The following is a 19196-nucleotide window of genomic DNA, read 5'->3' as shown; positions in this document are numbered from 1 at the left end:
TTATGCTTTGATTCCCAACAGCGCCGACGCGCTGGCCTTGCCGCTAAGTAATTCACCGGTATTACCCTGCCACGCGATGCGCCCGTCGGCCACCACCACGGAGCGCGTCGCAATACGCGCCGCATCCTCTATGCTGTGAGACACCATCAGCAGCGTCAATTGCCGTTCGCGACAAACGTCGCTGACCAGCGCCAGCATTTCCTGTCGCAGGGCAGGGTCGAGCGCAGAAAACGGTTCGTCGAGCAGCAATACTGGCTGTTCACGGACCAGGCAGCGCGCCAGTGCCGCACGTTGGCGCTGGCCGCCGGAAAGCTCGCCAGGTAAACGCGCCATCAGGTTATCGATGCCCATCTGGCGGGCAATGTACTGAATTTTCTCCCGCTGAAGCGCATTGAGCTTCAGCCCGGGATCAAGTCCAAGACCGATGTTTTGTTGCACCGTGAGATGGCTGAACAGGTTGTTTTCCTGAAACAGCATCGAGACCGGGCGACGAGCGGGGGGCGTGGTGGTGTGATCCTTCCCTTCAATCAGCAGGGTACCGCTGGCGGGGGCGAGGAATCCCGCAATGAGGTTCAACAAGGTGCTTTTCCCGGCGCCGCTGGGGCCCAGCACCGCCACCTGTTCGCCGCGTTCAACAGAAAGCGTAAAACGCATCGGCAAATGATGATAAAGCCAGGTGATATCAGTCAGTGTTAGCATGTCGCCCCGGTAGTTTTTCAATCACGGTAAAGAGCATAAAGCAGAGTATCAGCAGTAATAGTGCCGTTACCGCACCGTCCTGACTGCGGTAAGAGCCAATCTGCTGGTACAGATAAAAGGGCAGTGTGCGGAAATCATCGTTACCAAACAGGGCGACGACGCCAAAATCGCCAATCGAAAGCACACAGGCAAACGCCAGCGCCTGGGCCAGCGGTCGTTTCAGCGCGCGCAGTTCCACCACTTTTAAACGTGACCATCCCTCGATCCCCAGCGACTGACACAGCATACTGTAACGTGCCGTCACGTCTCGCATTGGATTTTCCAGCACTTTCAATGCGTACGGTATCGCCATTAGCGCATTGGTAAAAATCACAATCCCGTCTGCGGATTCCGGCAAACCGATGCTGTTGTTAAGCAGCAGAAAAAAGCCTGTCGCCAGGACGATGCCGGGCATGGCCAGAATCAACATGCCGCTCAGTTCCAGCGCCTGGCCAGCCAGCACCTGTTGCCGTGCCCGCAGTTCGCGGCTGCTCCACAACAACATCATGGTCAGAACCACACACAGTAAACCCGCGGCCAGGGCGATTCGCAGCGAGGTCCACAGCGCCTGCCAGAGAACGGGTTGTGCGAGCACATCGAGCAATTGGCGGTTGACGCCGTCCACAATGACCGCCAGGAGCGGGGGCAGCAGAAGCAGCAGTGCCAGAATAATCAGCGCCGCGTCGGTCAGGCGGCTATGCAGGCGATCGTCCGGATCGCGCCAGCCTTGCACCAGTGTCGTTCCCGGCGCAATGGCCTTGCTTAAACGTTGGCTGAACAGCACCAGCGCCAGGCAGCAAGTCATCTGGATCAACGCCAGTATTGCCGCCCGCGCGGGATCGAAGTCGTAACTGAGCGCCTGATAAATCGCCAGCTCGATGGTAGTTGCCTGGGGGCCGCCGCCGAGTGAGAGAACGGTGGCAAAACTGGCGAAGCAGAGCATAAAAATGAGCGCCGCCACCGGAGGGATCTGCCGACGTAACCACGGCCACTCCACAAAGCGGAAGAAATTCCAGCCGCGCATGCCTAACTGGGCCGCGAGCTGTCGCTGTTCGCCGGGGATGTTTTCCAGCGCCTGTAGCAGTAAGCGGCTGGCCATCGGCAGATTAAAAAAGACGTGGGCCAGCAGAATGCCCTGCAACCCGTAAGGCGAAAAATGCCACTCTATTCCCAGCGCGTGCCAGAGTGTGGCGAGCCAGCCCTGGCGGCCGTAGACGCTGAGGATACCGAAAACAGCGACCAGAACCGGTAAAATCAGGGTCATGGCGCACAGGCGTAATAACGCCAGACGACCGGGGAAACGGCGTCGGTAAAGCGCTCTGGCAAGGAAAATCGCAGGGACCACCGACAACAGCGCCGAGAGAAACGCCTGCCAGAATGAAAAACGCACCACGTGCCACAGGTAGCTGTCCTGCCAAAGCGAGAGCCATTCCCCCTGCGGCGCGTTAAGCCAGAGCGCCAGAAATGCCGCCAGAGCGACAGCCGCCATCAGCGTGGCGGCACAAAGTCCGGGTATCAGCCAGCCGGGAATTAACGGCTGACGGCGCGTTGCCATTCGCTGATCCATGCCTGACGTTGAGATGCCACCTCAGCAGGAGTGAACTCCAGGGTGGTGGCCGGTTTGGTCAGCTGATCAAACCCGGCGGGCAGGGTGACGCTGGTGACAGGATACATCCAGTTGCCGGTGGGAATGGCGTTCTGGAATGCCGGAGAAACCATAAATTTGAGGAATTTCTCTGCCAGTTCCGGCTGCTTGCTGGCGGCGGTACGGGCGGCGACTTCGACCTGCAGATAGTGGCCTTCGCTGAAGTTTGCTGCGGCGTAATGGTCTTTCTTCTCTTCGATAATGTGATACGCCGGAGAGGTGGTGTAGCTCAGCACCAGATCGCTTTCCCCTTTCAGAAACAGGCCATAGGCTTCGCTCCAGCCTTTGGTGACAGTGACCGTTTTGGCCGCCAGTTTCTGCCAGGCTTCGGGGGCTTTATCGCCATACACTTTCTGCATCCACAACATCAGCCCAAGACCCGGCGTGCTGGTACGCGGATCCTGATAAATCACGCGCCATTTCTGGTCGCTTTCGACGAGCTCTTTCAGGCTCTTAGGCGGATTTTTCAGTTTGTTTTTGTCATAAACAAACGCGAAGTAACCGTAGTCAAAGGGGACAAACGTCTCGTTTTTCCAACCGCCAGGTACGTTGACGGCATCAGGCGCAATGCCGCTTTTCGCAAACAGTTTGGTTTGCGTGGCGGCATCGAGCAGGTTGTTGTCCAGCCCAAGCACCACATCCGCTTTGCTGTTCTTCCCTTCCATGCGCAGGCGATTAAGCAACGACACGCCATCTTCCAGCGCCACCATTTTCAGTTCGCACTGGCAGTCGGCTTCGAAAGCTTTCTTGATGGTGGGACCGGGTCCCCAGTCGGCGGCGAAAGAGTCGTAGGTATACACGGTCAGGACCGGTTTAGCGAAGGCCGGTGCAGCACACAACACCAGTAAGGGAAGACATTTTTTTAACACTTTGCACCTCATTAAAAGAGTGGCAAAGGACTTGAGCGTTAGCCTCAAATCCCTTCGCCGGCGTTATCCGGATCAGGTTCGACGGGTATTTTCTCAGCCCACGCACATGGCGCAGCACCCCGTTGAGAACGGCACATTGTAATGATTACGTGAAGAGATCAAAAGGGTTAAGGATCCGGTGGGGCAAACCACGCCGATTTAAAGTCGAACCAGCCGAGCGTGTTCATCCGTAAGCCGCGCATACTGCGCTGTCCCTGAATGATTAGCCAGTGGTGAATAAGCGGCACAATCGCTTTGCTGGCGAGCAACTGTTGGCACCACGCGGCCAGATTCATCTCGCCTGCGTGCCACTGCGCGGCATCTTTTTCCCAGTCTCGCGGGATACAGTTTTGCAGTAGCGGCACTTCGCATAAGTGAGCGAACAGGGAGAAGTCGAGCGGCAACGTAAAGTTGGCGCTGTTGAGCCAGATGTCGCTCTCGGTCTCGCCTGCGTGCCACTGATCGTAGCCGATCTCCTGAATATTCAACTGAACCTGATGCTCTGCCAGCAGGGCGCTCATGATCCGGGCGATAACCCGATGTTCAATGTGTTCGCGATAGTACGTCAGGGTCAGGGTTTCCAGACCCGCAGGCTTTTCACCGTGTCCTGGACGGGCATGATGCCAGCGGGGCAGTAATCCGTAGGCGGGGAACCACAGGCGCTGATACTGCTCATCGGCGTGGTAAAGCAAATGGGCGGGGGAAAGCACCTGGCTTACCCATTCTCTGACCTGCTGATTGGCACCGCGATGGGTTCGTGCATCAAAGAGTAAATAGTAACAGCCTTCTTCAAGACGACTTTCAATGGCTTTTTCACTTTCCACCGTGCCTTCGAGCATCAGGCCGCAGGTCGGTTCTTCGCTAATGTCCGGTAACACCCAAACGTTCACTTCATCAATCAGCGCCCGGTAGCCAAAGTAATCGTCAAAGGCGTGGATTTTAAGTTGGTTACGCGTATTGCGAATGACGGCATAAGGGCCAGTACCTATCGGATGGCTGGAGAAATTGTTCAGGGTTTCCCATTCTCGCGGCAGGATCATTGCCGGAACCTGGCCTAACAACCACGGAAGCCAGCGATCGGGATGCGCGAGATGGACATCAAGGGTCCAGGTCGTAGGGGAGACAATCTGCGTAATATGCGAGTAGAGCGGCAGGCTGTTGATGCGCGTGAGAGACGCCACCACATCGTCCATTTCCAGCTCTCGCCCGTGGTGAAAGTGAATTCCCGGACGCAGAAAGAATCGCCATTGCAAAGGGGAGATTTGCTGCCAGTGATGGGCAATATCAGCTTCCAGTTCCCCATTTTCCTCATTTACGCGGGTCAGCGCGCTGAAGATTTGCCGGACGATATGGGTTTCAGAGCGGCGTAATGCGCTGCCCGGCAGCAGGTTGTGCATGGGGCGATAGTAAAGCACGCGCAGGATATGTCGGCCCTGACGGAAGCTGCGCCCCAGATGCGAGACCAGCATTTGCCGTACGGCTGTTTTGTCACCGACTAATTGCACCAATTGGTCTATGCGATCCTGCTCCAGCAGGTCCTCCGCCCGCTGTTGCTGTAGCGCAAGTCCGGTGTAGAGAAAGGTCAGACGTGAGCGTTTACCGCGACCGACTTCGGCTTCCCATGTCAGCCAGCCGCGCGCCTGCATCGTGTTCAGCAGCGTACGCATATGACGGCGGGAGCAACTGAGCAGTTCCGCCAGCTCGTTCAGCGTGGTGTCTTGCGTTTTTCCGTCACAGCATTGCCACAGACGGATGAACTGTTGTTGCAGACGACCTGAAGACATAAAAGAGGAACTCCTGCGCAAAACTCAGCAATTTTATAATCCTCATATTAGGCCAATAATGGATTCCGATGAAGCAATATGGAGAGGTCGACTATGCGTCCGTTTTTTCTGCACTACTTTACCGCGACAGAAGGGTTGTCCTGGTGGGCTTGCCTGAGCGCGCCGCAGCGCTTAAAGATGCTCGAAGAACTGATGCAATGGGAGGTGACAGCCTGATCTCTGAGTTCCACATTGCAGACATCATGTGTGACTGAGTATTGGTGTAGGCTCTGGCCTAAAATCACCCGCCAGCAGATAATACCTGCTGGCTTTTTTCGTTTCAGCAGCGCGAGTAAGGAACGGTATGCTCTGGATTATGACGATGGGACGGCGTCTGAATGGTGTTTACGCGGCATTCATGCTGGTGGCTTTTATGATGGGTGTGGCAGGCGCGCTTCAGGCGCCGACGTTGAGCCTGTTTTTGAGCCGCGAAGTGGGGGCGCAACCGTTTTGGGTCGGCCTGTTTTACACAGTAAACGCCATTGCCGGGATCGCAGTGAGTCTGGGGCTGGCAAAACGTTCGGATAACCGGGGCGACCGCCGTCGACTGATCATGTTTTGCTGTCTGATGGCCATCGGTAACGCGCTGTTGTTTGCGTTTAATCGCCATTACCTCACGTTGATAACCTGTGGCGTACTGCTGGCATCGCTGGCGAATAGCGCCATGCCACAACTGTTTGCGCTGGCGCGCGAGTATGCAGACAGTTCGGCGCGGGAAGTGGTGATGTTCAGCTCGGTGATGCGTGCCCAGCTCTCGCTGGCGTGGGTGATTGGTCCGCCGCTGGCGTTTATGCTGGCGCTGAATTATGGCTTCACCACCATGTTTGCTATCGCGGCCGGGATCTTTGCCATTAGCCTGGTGCTAATTGCGTTCATGCTGCCTTCGGTGGCGCGTGTTGAACAGCCTGCCGACGCACCTGAGACGCCGACCAGCGGCTGGCAGGATAAAAACGTGCGCATGCTGTTTATTGCCTCCACGTTGATGTGGACTTGCAACACCATGTACATCATTGATATGCCGCTCTGGATTAGCAGCGATCTTGGGCTACCGGATAAACTGGCGGGGATCCTGATGGGGACGGCGGCAGGGTTAGAAATTCCGGCGATGATCCTCGCGGGCTATTATGTGAAGCGCTTCGGAAAGCGGCGCATGATGATCACAGCAGTCGCGGCAGGCGTCCTGTTTTATCTCGGCCTGATCTTCTTTCACAGCCACGCGGCGCTGTTGGTGCTGCAACTGTTTAATGCGGTGTTTATTGGCATTATCGCGGGCATCGGGATGTTGTGGTTTCAGGATCTGATGCCGGGGCGGGCGGGATCGGCAACAACGCTGTTCACCAACAGTATCTCGACGGGAGTGATCCTGGCGGGTGTGATTCAGGGGGCGGTAGCGCAAAGTTACGGACATTTTGCCGTCTATTGGGTGATTGCGGCGATTTCTGTGGTGACGCTGGCGATGACCGGGCGGGTGAAAGATGTATAAAAATGCCGGATACGACGCTGTTGCGTCATCATCCGGCATCATCAGTATCAGCGCATAAACGCCGGTTGTTTCTCTTCATATGCCGTAATGGCATCTTCGTGTTGCAGCGTCAGTCCGATGCTATCCAGACCGTTCATCATGCAGTGGCGGCGAAACGCGTCGATCGCGAAGGGATAGGATTTGTCTCCTGCGTTAACCACCTGCGCTTCCAGGTCCACGTTGAATGTGATGCCCGGATTCGCTTGCACCAGGGTAAACAGTTCATCCACTTCAGCATCGCTTAACGTCACTGGCAGCAACTGATTGTTGAAGCTGTTGCCGTAGAAAATATCTGCGAAGCTGGGGGCGATGACCACTTTAAAGCCGTAATCGGTCAGCGCCCACGGGGCGTGTTCACGCGAAGAACCGCAGCCAAAGTTTTCCCGCGCCAGAAGAATGGAGGCCCCTTTATATTGCGGGAAGTTCAGAACGAACTCCGGATTGGGCTGTTGACCCTGTTCATCCAGAAAGCGCCAGTCGTTAAACAAATGTGCGCCAAAGCCGGTACGGGTGACCTTCTGCAAAAACTGCTTAGGGATAATGGCGTCGGTATCGACGTTGGCGGCATCCAGCGGGACAACCAGGCCGGTATGTTGGATAAATTTCTCTGCCATGGTGGTTTCCTTATTTGATGCTGCGAATGTCGGCAAAATGACCGGTAACGGCGGCGGCGGCGGCCATCGCCGGGCTGACTAAGTGTGTACGCCCACCGCGTCCCTGACGACCTTCAAAGTTACGGTTACTGGTGGAGGCGCAACGTTCACCCGGATTCAGGCGATCGTTATTCATTGCCAGACACATAGAGCAACCGGGTAAACGCCATTCAAAACCGGCTTCGATGAAGATCTTGTCCAGACCTTCCGCTTCCGCCTGAGCTTTCACCGGGCCAGAGCCTGGCACCACCAGCGCCTGTACGCCCGGTGCCACTTTTCGCCCTTTGGCAATTTCTGCCGCTGCGCGTAAATCTTCAATACGCGAGTTGGTACAGGAGCCGATAAATACTTTATCAATAGCCACTTCCGTTAACGGAATACCGGGCTTCAACCCCATATAGGCCAGCGCTTTTTCGGCAGAGGCGCGTTCGACTGGGTCGGCAAATGACGCGGGATCGGGAATATTCTCCGTCACGGAGATGACCTGGCCTGGATTGGTGCCCCAGGTCACCTGCGGTGCGATCTCTTCCGCTTGCAGGGTAACGACGGTATCAAATTTGGCGTTATCGTCGGTCTTCAGGGTTTTCCAGTATTCCACGGCGTCGGTAAACGCTTTCCCCTTCGGCGCATGCAGACGACCCTGTACATAGTGGAAGGTGGTGTCATCCGGCGCGACCAGACCCGCTTTCGCGCCCATTTCGATGGCCATGTTGCACAGCGTCATACGGCCTTCCATGCTCAAGGCCTGGATGGCATCGCCACAAAATTCAACCACATGCCCGGTACCGCCGGCGCTGCCGGTTTTACCGATAATCGCCAGTACGATATCTTTTGCCGTAATCCCCGGCGCCGCAGTGCCATTAACTTCGATTTTCATGGTTTTGGCGCGGCCTTGTTTCAGGGTCTGCGTCGCCAGTACATGTTCAACTTCAGAGGTGCCGATACCGAACGCCAGCGCGCCAAATGCGCCGTGGGTCGCCGTGTGGGAGTCGCCACAGACAATGGTCATGCCCGGTAAGGTGACGCCTTGCTCGGGTCCCATGACATGGACAATGCCCTGATAAGGGTGGTTCAGATCGTACAACTCCACGCCGAACTCGTTGCAGTTTTTAATCAACTCCTGCATCTGAATGCGGGCCATCTCGCCGGATGCGTTGATGTCTTTGGTTTGCGTAGAGACGTTATGATCCATCGTTGCGAAGGTTTTACCCGGCTGGCGAACCGGACGGCCATGCGCGCGCAGGCCATCAAATGCCTGCGGAGAGGTCACTTCATGCACCAGATGACGGTCGATATATAACAGCGGGGTTTCGTTCGGCGCTTCATAGACGACGTGTGCATCGAACAATTTTTCATACAATGTTTTAGCCATGATTACACCCCTTCTGCGACGTAGCGGGCGATGATATCGCCCATCTCATCGGTGCTGACTGCGGCAGCGCCACGGGCTAAATCACCGGTGCGGATACCTTCTTCTAACGCGCGATTAATCGCGTTTTCTATCGCGGTTGCGGCGTCGTTTGCCTCCAGACTGTAGCGCAACAGCAGCGCCAGAGAGAGGATTTGCGCAATCGGATTGGCAATGTTTTTCCCGGCGATGTCTGGCGCCGAGCCGCCCGCAGGTTCATACAGGCCGAATCCTTGTTCGTTCAGGCTAGCGGAAGGCAACATACCCATAGAACCGGTGATCATGGCGCATTCGTCAGACAGGATGTCGCCAAACAGGTTGGAGCACAGCAGCACGTCGAACTGAGACGGGTCTTTGATCAACTGCATGGTGGCGTTGTCGATGTACATGTGCGCCAGTTCAACGTCCGGATACTCTTTCGCGATTTCATTGACGATTTCACGCCACAGAATGGAGGTTTGCAGCACGTTTGCTTTATCAATCGAAGTCACTTTATGACGGCGTTTACGTGCCGACTCAAAAGCAATGCGTGCAATACGTTCGATTTCAAAACGGTGATAGACCTCGGTATCAAAGGCTTTTTCATACTGGCCTTGCCCTTCACGGCCTTTTGGCTGACCGAAATAGATCCCGCCGGTTAACTCGCGCACGCACAGAATATCGAAACCGTTGGCGGCAATATCCGCACGTAATGGGCAGAATGCCTCCAGCCCTTGATACAGTTTGGCTGGGCGCAGGTTGCTGAATAATTTGAAATGCTTACGCAGCGGCAGCAAGGCACCACGCTCGGGTTGCTGGTCAGGCGGCAGTTTTTCCCATTTTGGACCGCCGACCGAGCCAAACAAAATGGCGTCCGCTTGCTCACACCCTTCAACCGTGGCCTGCGGCAGCGGCTGACCGTGATTGTCGATGGCGGCGCCGCCGACGTCGTAATGGCTGGTGGTAATGCGCATGGCAAAGCGGTTGCGAACGGCATCCAGGACTTTCAGGGCTTGCGCCATCACTTCCGGGCCAATACCGTCGCCCGGCAAAACAGCAATATGGTAATTCTTCGACATCACACGGTTTCCTTGTTGTTTTCGTTGTTCTGAGCTTTGCGTTGCAACTCTTTTTCGACTTCTGCGGCACGCCAGATGTTGTTCAGGACGTGCACCATCGCTTTGGCGGAGGATTCGACGATATCCGTTGTCAGGCCGACACCGTGGAAACGGCGGCCATTATAGTTGGCGACGATATCCACCTGGCCCAGCGCATCTTTACCGTGGCCTTTTGCCGTTAAGCTGTATTTCACCAGCTCGACGTTGTAATCAGTGATACGGTTGATGGCCTGATAGATAGCATCGACGGGACCGTTACCGTTGGCTGCTTCTGCCTTCACTTCGTTACCGCAGGCCAGTTTGACGGATGCCGTGGCGATATCGTTCGAACCGGACTGCACGTTGAAATAATCCAGACGGAAATGCTCTGGCTCTTCCTGCTGTTTGTTAATGAAGGCCAGCGCTTCCAGATCGTAGTCGAATACCTGGCCCTTTTTATCCGCCAGTTTCAGGAACGCGTCATACAGATTGTCCAGGCTGTATTCGTCCTCTTTATAACCCATCTCATCCATACGGTGTTTTACCGCCGCGCGGCCTGAGCGTGATGTCAGGTTTAACTGAACCTGATTCAGACCGATAGATTCCGGGGTCATGATTTCGTAGTTTTCACGATTTTTCAGCACGCCATCCTGATGGATGCCGGAGGAGTGGGCAAAGGCGCCGCTGCCGACAATCGCTTTGTTCGCCGGAATCGGCATGTTACAGATTTGGCTGACTAACTGACTGGTACGCCAGATTTCCTGGTGATTAATGCGGGTTTGTACGTTCAGGATATCTTTACGCACTTTAATCGCCATGATCACCTCTTCCAGAGAACAGTTACCGGCACGTTCGCCAATACCGTTCATTGCGCCTTCGACCTGACGTGCTCCTGCATGCACCGCTGCCAGTGCGTTACCCACGCCCAGACCTAAGTCATCGTGCGTATGCACGGAGATGATGGCTTTATCGATGTTCGGAACCCGCTCATACAGCCCGGAAATGATACCGGCAAACTCGAAGGGCATGGTGTAACCCACGGTGTCCGGAATATTAATCGTTTTTGCACCGGCGTTAATGGCCGCTTCTACCACGCGAGCCAGATCGGCAATCGGGGTGCGACCCGCGTCTTCGCATGAGAATTCTACGTCATCGGTGTAATTGCGCGCACGTTTGACCATGTAAACCGCGCGCTCAATGACCTCGTCCAGCGTGCTGCGCAATTTGGTGGCGATGTGCATCGGCGAGGTGGCAATAAACGTATGAATGCGGAAGGCCTCTGCGACTTTCAGCGACTCTGCCGCCACATCGATATCTTTTTCTACACAGCGGGCCAGAGCGCACACTCGGCTATTTTTAACCTGGCGCGCAATGGTCTGTACGGACTCAAAATCGCCAGGGGAAGAGACAGGGAAACCGACTTCCATCACGTCAACGCCCATACGCTCAAGCGCCAGAGCAATCTGCAGTTTTTCTTTCACACTCAGGCTTGCCTGTAACGCCTGTTCACCGTCGCGTAAGGTCGTATCGAAAATAATGACTTGCTGGCTCATGGTTTGGGTCCTTATCTCTAAGAGCGCCTTGCATCAGGCATAAAAAAACCCGCGCAACGGCGCGGGTTTTTTGTCTTACTGGAAGATGACTTAATGCTGAATGTCGCTCACCAGTCTACCGCGCAACGAGGATGCGTTTAGTAGTAGTAGGCTGAGGAAGCGAACGTTACGAATCATTAATCAAACTCCAGGCGAAAGCGATATGCTTTTAGTGGTACTGGATACGTTGTCTGAAGTCAACCCTGTGTCCTGTAAAATGCCGCAGGTACGCGGGGGATTCTGTTTTTTACTTTAGCTAATTGTGCTGGGTATTTAGTCCAATAAAGGACAAATTAGTTGTTGGGCATTCATACTTTTCATCATTTGAAATAATTAGGCATAGTTTTTTTCATTTGCCTGTGAAAAAAGGACTTTGGAAGGTATTGTAAAGGTGTTGCTTATCTTTATGATTTACTTTGCTTTTATATCGTTAATGAATAGGTTTTTATCCTCGTCAGCATTATATTGATAAATTAATGTTAAGAATAAGAGTTCTGTTAATATAAATATTTAATTAAAACTTAAATGATCATTAACTGAATGCCTGATTGTATATTCGCCGGGCTTATGGTTATATTGCATTCGTAATTTGAATATTATGAACTATTGGGTGTGACATTCATCACGTTATGTTTGCCATGTCCTTCACCGTTTTCTAAACGATGCCTTTATGTTTTCCTAATTTTTATATTTTTCTTTTTCTTATTTTATATGCATGGTAAATGATATTTTTGAGTTTATTTCTGCATTCCCCCAAGGAAAAGGAAGTGTAGTGTGACAGTGGAGTTAAATATGCCAGAGGTAAAAAATAAACCGCATCTTTTAGAGATGGGGAAACCGCAACTTAGAATGGTTGATCTCAATTTATTAACCGTTTTTGATGCGGTGATGCAGGAACAGAATATCACGCGAGCGGCACATTCTCTGGGGATGTCACAACCTGCGGTGAGTAACGCAGTCGCGCGCTTGAAAGTTATGTTTAATGACGAGTTATTTGTTCGGTACGGGCGCGGAATTCAGCCGACAGCGCGCGCATTTCAGTTATTTGGCTCCGTTCGGCAGGCGCTGCAACTGGTGCAGAATGAATTACCGGGTTCTGGCTTCGAACCGACCAGCAGCGAACGTGTGTTCAATCTTTGTGTCTGCAGTCCGTTGGATAATATTCTGACATCTCTTATTTATAATCGTGTAGAAAAAATTGCTCCGAATATACATGTTGTTTTTAAATCATCATTAAATCAGAACACAGAACATCAATTACGTTATCAGGAAACGGAATTTGTTATTAGTTATGAGGAGTTTCGTCGCCCTGAGTTCACCAGCATTGCGTTGTTTAATGATGAGATGGTATTAGTTGCCAGCAAAAAACACCCGCATATCAATGGACCATTGCTGGAAAGCGATGTGTATAATGCACAACACGCTGTTGTTTCGCTTGACCGTTTTGCTTCTTTTAGCCAACCCTGGTATGACTCGGCGGATAAACAAGCCTGCGTCGCCTATCAAGGTATGGCGATGATTAGTGTGCTTAATGTTGTTTCGCAAACGCATCTGGTTTCTATTGCTCCCCGCTGGCTGGCAGAAGAATTTGCAGACTCATTAGAATTACAAATATTGCCTTTGCCTTTAAAACTGAATAACCGGACGTGTTATCTTTCCTGGCATGAAGCTGCGGGTCGCGATAAAGGACATCAGTGGATGGAAGAGTTATTGGTTTCTGTCTGCAAGCGATAAAAAAACGGGCAGGATAAATCAGGGTGAGACATCTGGTTTATTCTGCATTTTTTAATAAGTGTGAAATTTTATACTGAATTTACTGTCAGCCCTCATTCTGAACATCCTGAAAAATAGAGGAATTGCTGTAACTCCCCATTTTTAAGCGATTAATTGTCACCGTGAATGCGTAACATGGTGTAATCCCCCATTAAATCCATTCATTCCTCTTATTTATTCTAATCTCACTCTGTTTACGGGCGTCTGCCCGAATTGCCTGCATCAGGGGGAGCGGTTAATGTGTTTAACAAATGTTATTCATCATACAGTGAGGCAAGCCATGGAGATGTTGTCTGGAGCCGAGATGGTCGTGCGATCGCTCATCGATCAGGGCGTGAAACAGGTTTTCGGATATCCTGGGGGCGCAGTTCTCGATATTTATGATGCACTGCATACGGTTGGGGGGATCGATCACGTCCTGGTACGTCATGAACAGGCTGCCGTGCATATGGCGGATGGTTTAGCACGAGCGACCGGTGAGGTTGGGGTAGTGCTGGTGACTTCAGGTCCCGGTGCGACAAATGCGATTACGGGTATCGCTACGGCCTACATGGATTCTATTCCACTGGTGGTCCTTTCCGGCCAGGTGGCGACCTCGTTGATTGGCTACGATGCGTTTCAGGAATGCGATATGGTGGGGATCTCCCGCCCGGTGGTAAAACACAGTTTCCTGGTCAAGCAGACGGAAGATATCCCTCAGGTGCTTAAAAAGGCGTTTTGGCTGGCGGCGAGTGGGCGGCCTGGGCCTGTTGTGGTGGATTTACCGAAAGATATTTTAAGCCCGGCGAAAAAACTGCCTTATGTCTGGCCGGACGCCGTCAGCATGCGTTCGTATAATCCGACAACGACGGGACATAAAGGGCAAATTAAACGCGCGTTACAAACCTTGGTGGCAGCGAAAAAACCGGTGGTCTACGTGGGCGGTGGGGCGATAAATTCAGCCTGCCACGAGCAGCTACGCCAGACGGTTGAGACGCTTAATCTCCCGGTTGTCTCTTCATTAATGGGGCTTGGCGCATTCCCGGCGACACATCAACAGTCCTTAGGGATGTTGGGTATGCATGGTACGTATGAAGCGAATATGACCATGCATAACGCGGATGTGATTTTTGCAGTGGGTGTCCGGTTCGACGATCGTACAACCAATAACCTGGCAAAATATTGTCCGAATGCGACCGTTTTACATATTGATATCGACCCTACGTCTATCTCAAAAACCGTGACGGCAGATGTGCCTATCGTGGGCGACGCGCGTCTGGTGCTTGAGCAGATGCTGGAATTGCTACCGCAAGAGTCCGTAGCACAACCGTTAGATGATATTCGCGACTGGTGGCAACAGATTGAGCGCTGGCGCGCCCGCCAGTGTCTGAAATATGACACGCAAAGTGAGAGTATCAAACCGCAAGCGGTGATCGAGGCTATCTGGCGTCTCACTAGGGGGGAGGCGTACGTTACGTCTGATGTCGGTCAGCACCAGATGTTTGCCGCGCTTTACTACCCGTTTGATAAACCGCGCCGCTGGATTAACTCCGGTGGGCTGGGAACCATGGGGTTTGGTCTGCCTGCGGCGCTGGGAGTGAAGATGGCGCTGCCCGAGGAAACGGTTGTTTGTGTGACCGGCGATGGCAGTATCCAGATGAACATCCAGGAGCTGTCGACTGCGCTGCAGTATGAATTGCCTGTTCTGGTGCTCAACCTGAATAACCGATATCTGGGGATGGTCAAACAGTGGCAGGACATGATCTACTCGGGGCGGCATTCACAATCTTACATGCAGTCATTGCCTGATTTTGTGCGTCTGGCGCAAGCCTATGGTCATGTTGGGATCCAGATTAACCATCCGGGCGAGCTGGAAAGCAAGCTGAGCGAGGCTTTGGAGCACGTACATAATAATCGTCTGGTCTTCGTCGACGTGACGGTAGACGGCAGTGAGCATGTCTACCCTATGCAGATTCGCGGGGGCGGGATGGATGAAATGTGGTTAAGCAAAACGGAGAGAACCTGATTATGCGCCGAATATTATCTGTACTGCTGGAAAACGAGTCAGGGGCATTGTCGCGCGTGATCGGCCTCTTTTCGCAGCGTGGCTACAATATTGAAAGCCTGACCGTCGCGCCGACTGACGATCCGACGTTATCACGTATGACTATCCAGACAGTGGGCGATGAAAAAGTCCTCGAACAAATCGAAAAACAATTGCACAAATTGGTCGATGTACTGCGGGTGAGCGAACTTGGGCAAGGATCGCATGTTGAACGTGAAATTATGCTGGTGAAGATCCAGGCCAGCGGCTACGGGCGTGAAGAGGTAAAGCGCAACACCGAGATCTTCCGTGGGCAGATCATCGACGTCACCCCGTCTATTTATACCGTCCAACTGGCGGGAACCAGTGAAAAACTGGATGCTTTCCTGGCAACGTTGCGCGAGGTGGCGAAGATTGTCGAAGTTGCGCGTTCAGGCGTGGTCGGTCTTTCGCGCGGCGATAAAATCATGCGCTAAGGAATACCTTACGCCGATTTCACAGGCCCAACGTTACCGGTTGGGCCTTTTTTTGCGAAATCCGCACTAACCAGAGACAAAAGCGGTTGCCGCAGTGCTTATTCTGCGATTAGATGTTAACTAATTTTACCCATGCCGTCTCAGTGGTTATGGTTTGTACTTTTTACGCAAGGGGCAATTGTGAAACTGGATGAAATCGCTCGGCTAGCCGGTGTATCGCGAACAACTGCAAGCTACGTTATTAACGGAAAAGCAAAGCAATATCGCGTGAGCGACAAGACCGTTGAAAAAGTCATGGCGGTGGTGCGCGAGCATAATTATCACCCCAATGCTGTGGCTGCCGGGCTGCGTGCGGGACGCACTCGCTCTATTGGCCTGGTCATTCCTGATCTTGAGAACACAAGTTATACCCGCATTGCAAACTATCTGGAACGTCAGGCGCGCCAGCGAGGTTATCAACTGCTGATCGCCTGTTCTGAAGATCAGCCGGATAACGAAATGCGCTGTATCGAACACCTTTTACAGCGCCAGGTGGATGCGATTATTGTGTCGACCTCTTTGCCGCCTGAACATCCTTTCTATCAGCGCTGGGCAAATGACGCTTTCCCGATTGTCGCGCTGGATCGCGCCCTCGACCGCGAACATTTTACCAGCGTGGTGGGGGCTGACCAGGATGATGCGGAAATGCTGGCTGGAGAGCTTCGCAAATTCCCTGCGGAAACCGTGCTCTATTTGGGCGCACTGCCTGAACTGTCGGTAAGCTTCCTGCGTGAGCAGGGATTCCGTACCGCGTGGAAAGACGATCCGCGTGAAGTAAATTTCTTGTATGCCAACAGCTACGAGCGGGCTGCCGCAGCGCAGCTGTTTGAAAAATGGCTGGAAACGCACCCGATGCCGCAGGCACTGTTTACCACCTCGTTTGCGCTGTTGCAGGGTGTGATGGATGTGACATTGCGTCGTGACGGAAAATTACCTTCCGAACTGGCTATCGCCACTTTTGGTGATAATGAACTGCTCGATTTTCTGCAATGTCCGGTGCTTGCCGTAGCGCAACGCCATCGCGATGTCGCCGAGCGTGTTCTTGAGATTGTTCTGGCGAGTCTGGATGAACCCCGTAAGCCAAAACCGGGTTTAACACGGATCAAACGTAATTTGTATCGCCGTGGCGTCCTCAGCCGCAGCTGAGTTAATCCCCCTGCGCCAGAAAAATGCTTAGGCGCGGGGGAAATAAAAAAAGAAAATCAATAACCGTATCAGAATTAAGATTATTCCTTAAAATCTTCCTGAGATATCTTATAAATAATCCTGGTCGCACTCTCACAAACCTTTTTCAGGTTATTGGGCGGTAATGGCAGGTTGCCCTTGTATTATTTTGTTACATGCTTGTGGGGAATTGCCGAATTAACAAACACTTTCCTTCCCTGATGCGGTAGCGCATCGCACTCCTTGGCTGCAAGGGGCATAGCGACCAATAAACAGGTACTGTTATCCCGCTGCAATATGTCCTAAAATGCCGCTCGCGTCGCAAACTGACACTTTATATTTTCTTCAAGTGGTATTGAGTCGTTTTAAACGGTGATGAGTTTTTGCTTTTTTTCTTACAAATATTCATGACGTTAATTTGCTTCGTTCGTTGGACGTAATTTAATCAACGCTGATATTAGCCGTAAACATTGGGTTTTTTGCTCCGGTAAGCGTCCTGACTTGCTTGACAAGCTTTTCCTCCGCTCCGTAAACTCCTTTAAGTGGGATTTTGTGGGTTAAAGTGGTAAATGGGGGTGAGGCTGGCATGTTCCGGGGAGCAACGTTAGTCAATCTCGACAGTAAAGGGCGCTTATCTGTGCCTACCCGTTATCGGGATCAACTGATCGAGAGCGCTACCGGTCAAATGGTGTGTACCATTGACATTCATCACCCGTGCCTGCTGCTGTACCCCCTGCCTGAATGGGAAATTATCGAGCAAAAATTATCGCGTCTGTCGAGCATGAATCCGGTTGAGCGCCGCGTGCAGCGCTTACTATTGGGACATGCCAGCGAATGTCAGATGGACAGTGCTGGTCGTCTATTGATCGCACCGATTCTGCGGCAACACGCCGCACTGACGAAAGAAGTGATGCTGGTTGGACAGTTCAACAAATTTGAACTGTGGGATGAAACGACCTGGTATCAACGGGTCAAGGAAGATATCGACGCTGAGCAGTCTGTTACCGAAACCTTGTCGGAGCGACTGCAGGACTTGTCTCTATAATGATGATGGAAAATTTTAAACATACAACGGTGCTGCTGGACGAGGCCGTAAACGGTCTGAACATTCGTCCTGACGGCATTTACATTGATGGGACATTTGGTCGCGGTGGTCATTCACGTCTGATCCTTTCGCAACTTGGCGAGAACGGACGTTTACTGGCAATCGATCGCGACCCGCAGGCTATTGCCGTTGCCCAAACCATCAATGATCCTCGCTTCTCCATCATTCATGGACCTTTCTCTGCGCTGGCTGAATATGTTGCCGAGCGTGAACTGACGGGCAAGATCGACGGGATTCTTCTCGATCTTGGCGTCTCATCTCCGCAACTTGATGATGCCGAGCGCGGCTTTTCCTTCATGCGTGATGGTCCGTTGGATATGCGAATGGACCCAACGCGTGGTCAGTCTGCCGCCGAATGGCTGCAAACGGCTGAAGAAGCGGACATCGCCTGGGTGATCAAAACCTTTGGCGAAGAGCGTTTTGGTAAACGCATTGCCCGCGCCATTGTTGAGCGTAACCGCATTGAACCGATGACGCGTACCAAAGAGCTCGCAGAAGTGATTGCGGCAGCGACGCCGGTGAAGGACAAACACAAACATCCCGCGACCCGTACCTTCCAGGCGGTGCGCATTTGGGTGAACAGTGAACTGGAGGAGATAGAGCAGGCGCTAAAAAGCTCGCTTAGCGTGCTGGCCCCAGGTGGGCGACTTTCCATCATCAGTTTCCACTCGCTGGAAGACCGTATTGTGAAGCGCTTTATGCGTGAGCAAAGTCGCGGCCCGCAAGTACCAGCAGGATTGCCGATGACGGAAGAACAGCTCAAAAAACTGGGTGGCCGCGAGTTGCGAGCGTTAGGCAAGTTGATGCCGGGTGAAGAAGAGGTGGCAGAGAATCCACGTGCCCGTAGTTCAGTTCTGCGAATTGCAGAGAGGACGAACGCATGATCAGCAGAGTGACAGATGCCCTCAGCAAAGTTAAGGGATCAATAGGAAGCAACGAGCGCCATGCTTTGCCTGGCGTGATCGGTGACGATCTTTTGCGGTTCGGGAAGCTGCCACTCTGCCTGTTCATTTGCATCATTTTGACCGCGGTGACTGTCGTCACCACGGCGCATCACACGCGACTATTGACCGCGCAGCGTGAACAATTGGTTCTGGAGCGGGATGCGTTGGATATCGAATGGCGCAACCTGATCCTTGAAGAGAATGCGCTCGGAGATCATAGCCGGGTGGAACGGATCGCAACGGAAAAACTGCAGATGCAGCATGTTGATCCCTCACAAGAAAATATCGTAGTGCAAAAATAAGGATA

Annotated in this window: 18 protein-coding genes and 1 riboswitch; of the genes, 9 read left to right on the top strand and 9 right to left on the bottom strand. The window is 52.8% G+C overall.

What is annotated here, in order from left to right; translation table 11 throughout:
• The 4 genes from thiQ to sgrR all read right to left on the bottom strand — a co-directional run bounded on the left by thiQ (window position 1) and on the right by sgrR (window position 5075).
• Window positions 1-699 (bottom strand): thiamine ABC transporter ATP-binding protein ThiQ, encoded by a 699-nt coding sequence (gene thiQ / locus NNO04_RS00640; RefSeq protein ID WP_271443015.1) that lies wholly within the window; start codon window positions 697-699, stop codon window positions 1-3.
• Window positions 683-2293 (bottom strand): thiamine/thiamine pyrophosphate ABC transporter permease ThiP, encoded by a 1611-nt coding sequence (gene thiP / locus NNO04_RS00635; protein ID WP_271443014.1) that lies wholly within the window; start codon window positions 2291-2293, stop codon window positions 683-685. Before thiP ends, thiQ begins: the two co-directional genes overlap by 17 nt.
• Entirely contained in the window at window positions 2269-3252 is a 984-nt protein-coding gene (thiB, locus tag NNO04_RS00630) for a thiamine ABC transporter substrate binding subunit (protein ID WP_271443013.1), read from the bottom strand. Before thiB ends, thiP begins: the two co-directional genes overlap by 25 nt.
• A 31-nt stretch (window positions 3253-3283) precedes the next feature.
• A riboswitch (TPP riboswitch) is annotated at window positions 3284-3384 on the bottom strand.
• Window positions 3385-3419: 35 nt separating this feature from the next.
• Window positions 3420-5075 carry an HTH-type transcriptional regulator SgrR gene (gene sgrR / locus NNO04_RS00625; RefSeq protein WP_271443012.1) on the bottom strand — a complete coding sequence of 552 codons (1656 nt, stop codon included), beginning with the start codon at window positions 5073-5075 and terminating at the stop codon, window positions 3420-3422.
• 93 nt (window positions 5076-5168) lie between these two features.
• Here sgrR and sgrT point away from each other — a divergent pair, with 93 nt between their 5' ends.
• Together sgrT and NNO04_RS00615 are read left to right on the top strand one after the other, a co-directional pair.
• Window positions 5169-5291, top strand: coding sequence for a glucose uptake inhibitor SgrT (gene sgrT, locus NNO04_RS00620; protein ID WP_271443011.1), 123 nt, complete (start codon window positions 5169-5171; stop codon window positions 5289-5291).
• A 127-nt stretch (window positions 5292-5418) separates the two neighbouring features.
• The gene (locus NNO04_RS00615) at window positions 5419-6597 is read left to right on the top strand and encodes a sugar efflux transporter (RefSeq protein ID WP_271443010.1); all 1179 of its coding nucleotides are present in this window, start codon (window positions 5419-5421) and stop codon (window positions 6595-6597) included.
• Window positions 6598-6644: 47 nt separating this feature from the next.
• Here NNO04_RS00615 and leuD read toward each other — a convergent pair whose 3' ends face one another.
• From leuD to leuL, 5 genes are all read right to left on the bottom strand, one after another.
• On the bottom strand, window positions 6645-7250 hold the full coding sequence (leuD, locus tag NNO04_RS00610; protein WP_271443009.1) for a 3-isopropylmalate dehydratase small subunit: 606 nt from the start codon (window positions 7248-7250) through the stop codon (window positions 6645-6647).
• A gap of 10 nt (window positions 7251-7260) precedes the next feature.
• Window positions 7261-8661 (bottom strand): 3-isopropylmalate dehydratase large subunit, encoded by a 1401-nt coding sequence (leuC, locus tag NNO04_RS00605; RefSeq protein WP_271443008.1) that lies wholly within the window; start codon window positions 8659-8661, stop codon window positions 7261-7263.
• Between the two features lie 2 nt (window positions 8662-8663).
• Window positions 8664-9755, bottom strand: coding sequence for a 3-isopropylmalate dehydrogenase (gene leuB, locus NNO04_RS00600; RefSeq protein ID WP_271443007.1), 1092 nt, complete (start codon window positions 9753-9755; stop codon window positions 8664-8666).
• Window positions 9755-11326, bottom strand: coding sequence for a 2-isopropylmalate synthase (gene leuA, locus NNO04_RS00595; RefSeq protein ID WP_271443006.1), 1572 nt, complete (start codon window positions 11324-11326; stop codon window positions 9755-9757). The genes leuB and leuA overlap by 1 nt, the downstream gene beginning before the upstream one ends.
• A 90-nt stretch (window positions 11327-11416) precedes the next feature.
• On the bottom strand, window positions 11417-11503 hold the full coding sequence (leuL, locus tag NNO04_RS22840; RefSeq protein ID WP_192614293.1) for a leu operon leader peptide: 87 nt from the start codon (window positions 11501-11503) through the stop codon (window positions 11417-11419).
• Between the two features lie 654 nt (window positions 11504-12157).
• Here leuL and leuO point away from each other — a divergent pair.
• From leuO to ftsL, 7 genes are all read left to right on the top strand, one after another.
• Window positions 12158-13099 carry a transcriptional regulator LeuO gene (gene leuO, locus NNO04_RS00590; protein ID WP_271443042.1) on the top strand — a complete coding sequence of 314 codons (942 nt, stop codon included), beginning with the start codon at window positions 12158-12160 and terminating at the stop codon, window positions 13097-13099.
• Window positions 13100-13418: 319 nt separating this feature from the next.
• Window positions 13419-15143 carry an acetolactate synthase 3 large subunit gene (ilvI, locus tag NNO04_RS00585; protein ID WP_271443005.1) on the top strand — a complete coding sequence of 575 codons (1725 nt, stop codon included), beginning with the start codon at window positions 13419-13421 and terminating at the stop codon, window positions 15141-15143.
• A 2-nt stretch (window positions 15144-15145) separates the two neighbouring features.
• On the top strand, window positions 15146-15637 hold the full coding sequence (gene ilvN / locus NNO04_RS00580) for an acetolactate synthase small subunit (RefSeq protein ID WP_271443004.1): 492 nt from the start codon (window positions 15146-15148) through the stop codon (window positions 15635-15637).
• A gap of 180 nt (window positions 15638-15817) precedes the next feature.
• On the top strand, window positions 15818-16822 hold the full coding sequence (gene cra / locus NNO04_RS00575; protein WP_192611072.1) for a catabolite repressor/activator: 1005 nt from the start codon (window positions 15818-15820) through the stop codon (window positions 16820-16822).
• A gap of 604 nt (window positions 16823-17426) precedes the next feature.
• Window positions 17427-17885, top strand: coding sequence for a division/cell wall cluster transcriptional repressor MraZ (gene mraZ, locus NNO04_RS00570; protein WP_162380996.1), 459 nt, complete (start codon window positions 17427-17429; stop codon window positions 17883-17885).
• Between the two features lie 2 nt (window positions 17886-17887).
• Window positions 17888-18829 carry a 16S rRNA (cytosine(1402)-N(4))-methyltransferase RsmH gene (gene rsmH / locus NNO04_RS00565; RefSeq protein ID WP_271443041.1) on the top strand — a complete coding sequence of 314 codons (942 nt, stop codon included), beginning with the start codon at window positions 17888-17890 and terminating at the stop codon, window positions 18827-18829.
• Window positions 18826-19191, top strand: a complete 366-nt coding sequence (gene ftsL / locus NNO04_RS00560) for a cell division protein FtsL (RefSeq protein ID WP_162380998.1) — start codon at window positions 18826-18828, stop codon at window positions 19189-19191. Before rsmH ends, ftsL begins: the two co-directional genes overlap by 4 nt.
• Window positions 19192-19196 lie beyond the last annotated feature (5 nt).

Origin of the sequence: Citrobacter sp. Awk 4 (assembly GCF_028069725.1) — a bacterium.
In the GTDB taxonomy this organism is placed as follows: Bacteria; Pseudomonadota; Gammaproteobacteria; order Enterobacterales; family Enterobacteriaceae; genus Citrobacter_D.
This window is presented reverse-complemented; position numbering and strand designations above follow the sequence as displayed.

What these genes read in the sequence shown, in the direction of transcription:
- ftsL (WP_162380998.1), top strand. Translation starts at nt 18,826, where the DNA reads ATGATCAGCAGAGTGACAGATGCCCTCAGCAAAGTTAAGGGATCAATA.
- sgrR (WP_271443012.1), bottom strand. Translation starts at nt 5,075, where the DNA reads ATGTCTTCAGGTCGTCTGCAACAACAGTTCATCCGTCTGTGGCAATGC.
- leuD (WP_271443009.1), bottom strand. Translation starts at nt 7,250, where the DNA reads ATGGCAGAGAAATTTATCCAACATACCGGCCTGGTTGTCCCGCTGGAT.
- leuO (WP_271443042.1), top strand. Translation starts at nt 12,158, where the DNA reads ATGCCAGAGGTAAAAAATAAACCGCATCTTTTAGAGATGGGGAAACCG.
- leuA (WP_271443006.1), bottom strand. Translation starts at nt 11,326, where the DNA reads ATGAGCCAGCAAGTCATTATTTTCGATACGACCTTACGCGACGGTGAA.
- leuL (WP_192614293.1), bottom strand. Translation starts at nt 11,503, where the DNA reads ATGATTCGTAACGTTCGCTTCCTCAGCCTACTACTACTAAACGCATCC.
- rsmH (WP_271443041.1), top strand. Translation starts at nt 17,888, where the DNA reads ATGATGGAAAATTTTAAACATACAACGGTGCTGCTGGACGAGGCCGTA.
- ilvI (WP_271443005.1), top strand. Translation starts at nt 13,419, where the DNA reads ATGGAGATGTTGTCTGGAGCCGAGATGGTCGTGCGATCGCTCATCGAT.
- thiQ (WP_271443015.1), bottom strand. Translation starts at nt 699, where the DNA reads ATGCTAACACTGACTGATATCACCTGGCTTTATCATCATTTGCCGATG.
- leuC (WP_271443008.1), bottom strand. Translation starts at nt 8,661, where the DNA reads ATGGCTAAAACATTGTATGAAAAATTGTTCGATGCACACGTCGTCTAT.
- NNO04_RS00615 (WP_271443010.1), top strand. Translation starts at nt 5,419, where the DNA reads ATGCTCTGGATTATGACGATGGGACGGCGTCTGAATGGTGTTTACGCG.
- sgrT (WP_271443011.1), top strand. Translation starts at nt 5,169, where the DNA reads ATGCGTCCGTTTTTTCTGCACTACTTTACCGCGACAGAAGGGTTGTCC.
- thiP (WP_271443014.1), bottom strand. Translation starts at nt 2,293, where the DNA reads ATGGCAACGCGCCGTCAGCCGTTAATTCCCGGCTGGCTGATACCCGGA.
- mraZ (WP_162380996.1), top strand. Translation starts at nt 17,427, where the DNA reads ATGTTCCGGGGAGCAACGTTAGTCAATCTCGACAGTAAAGGGCGCTTA.
- leuB (WP_271443007.1), bottom strand. Translation starts at nt 9,755, where the DNA reads ATGTCGAAGAATTACCATATTGCTGTTTTGCCGGGCGACGGTATTGGC.
- ilvN (WP_271443004.1), top strand. Translation starts at nt 15,146, where the DNA reads ATGCGCCGAATATTATCTGTACTGCTGGAAAACGAGTCAGGGGCATTG.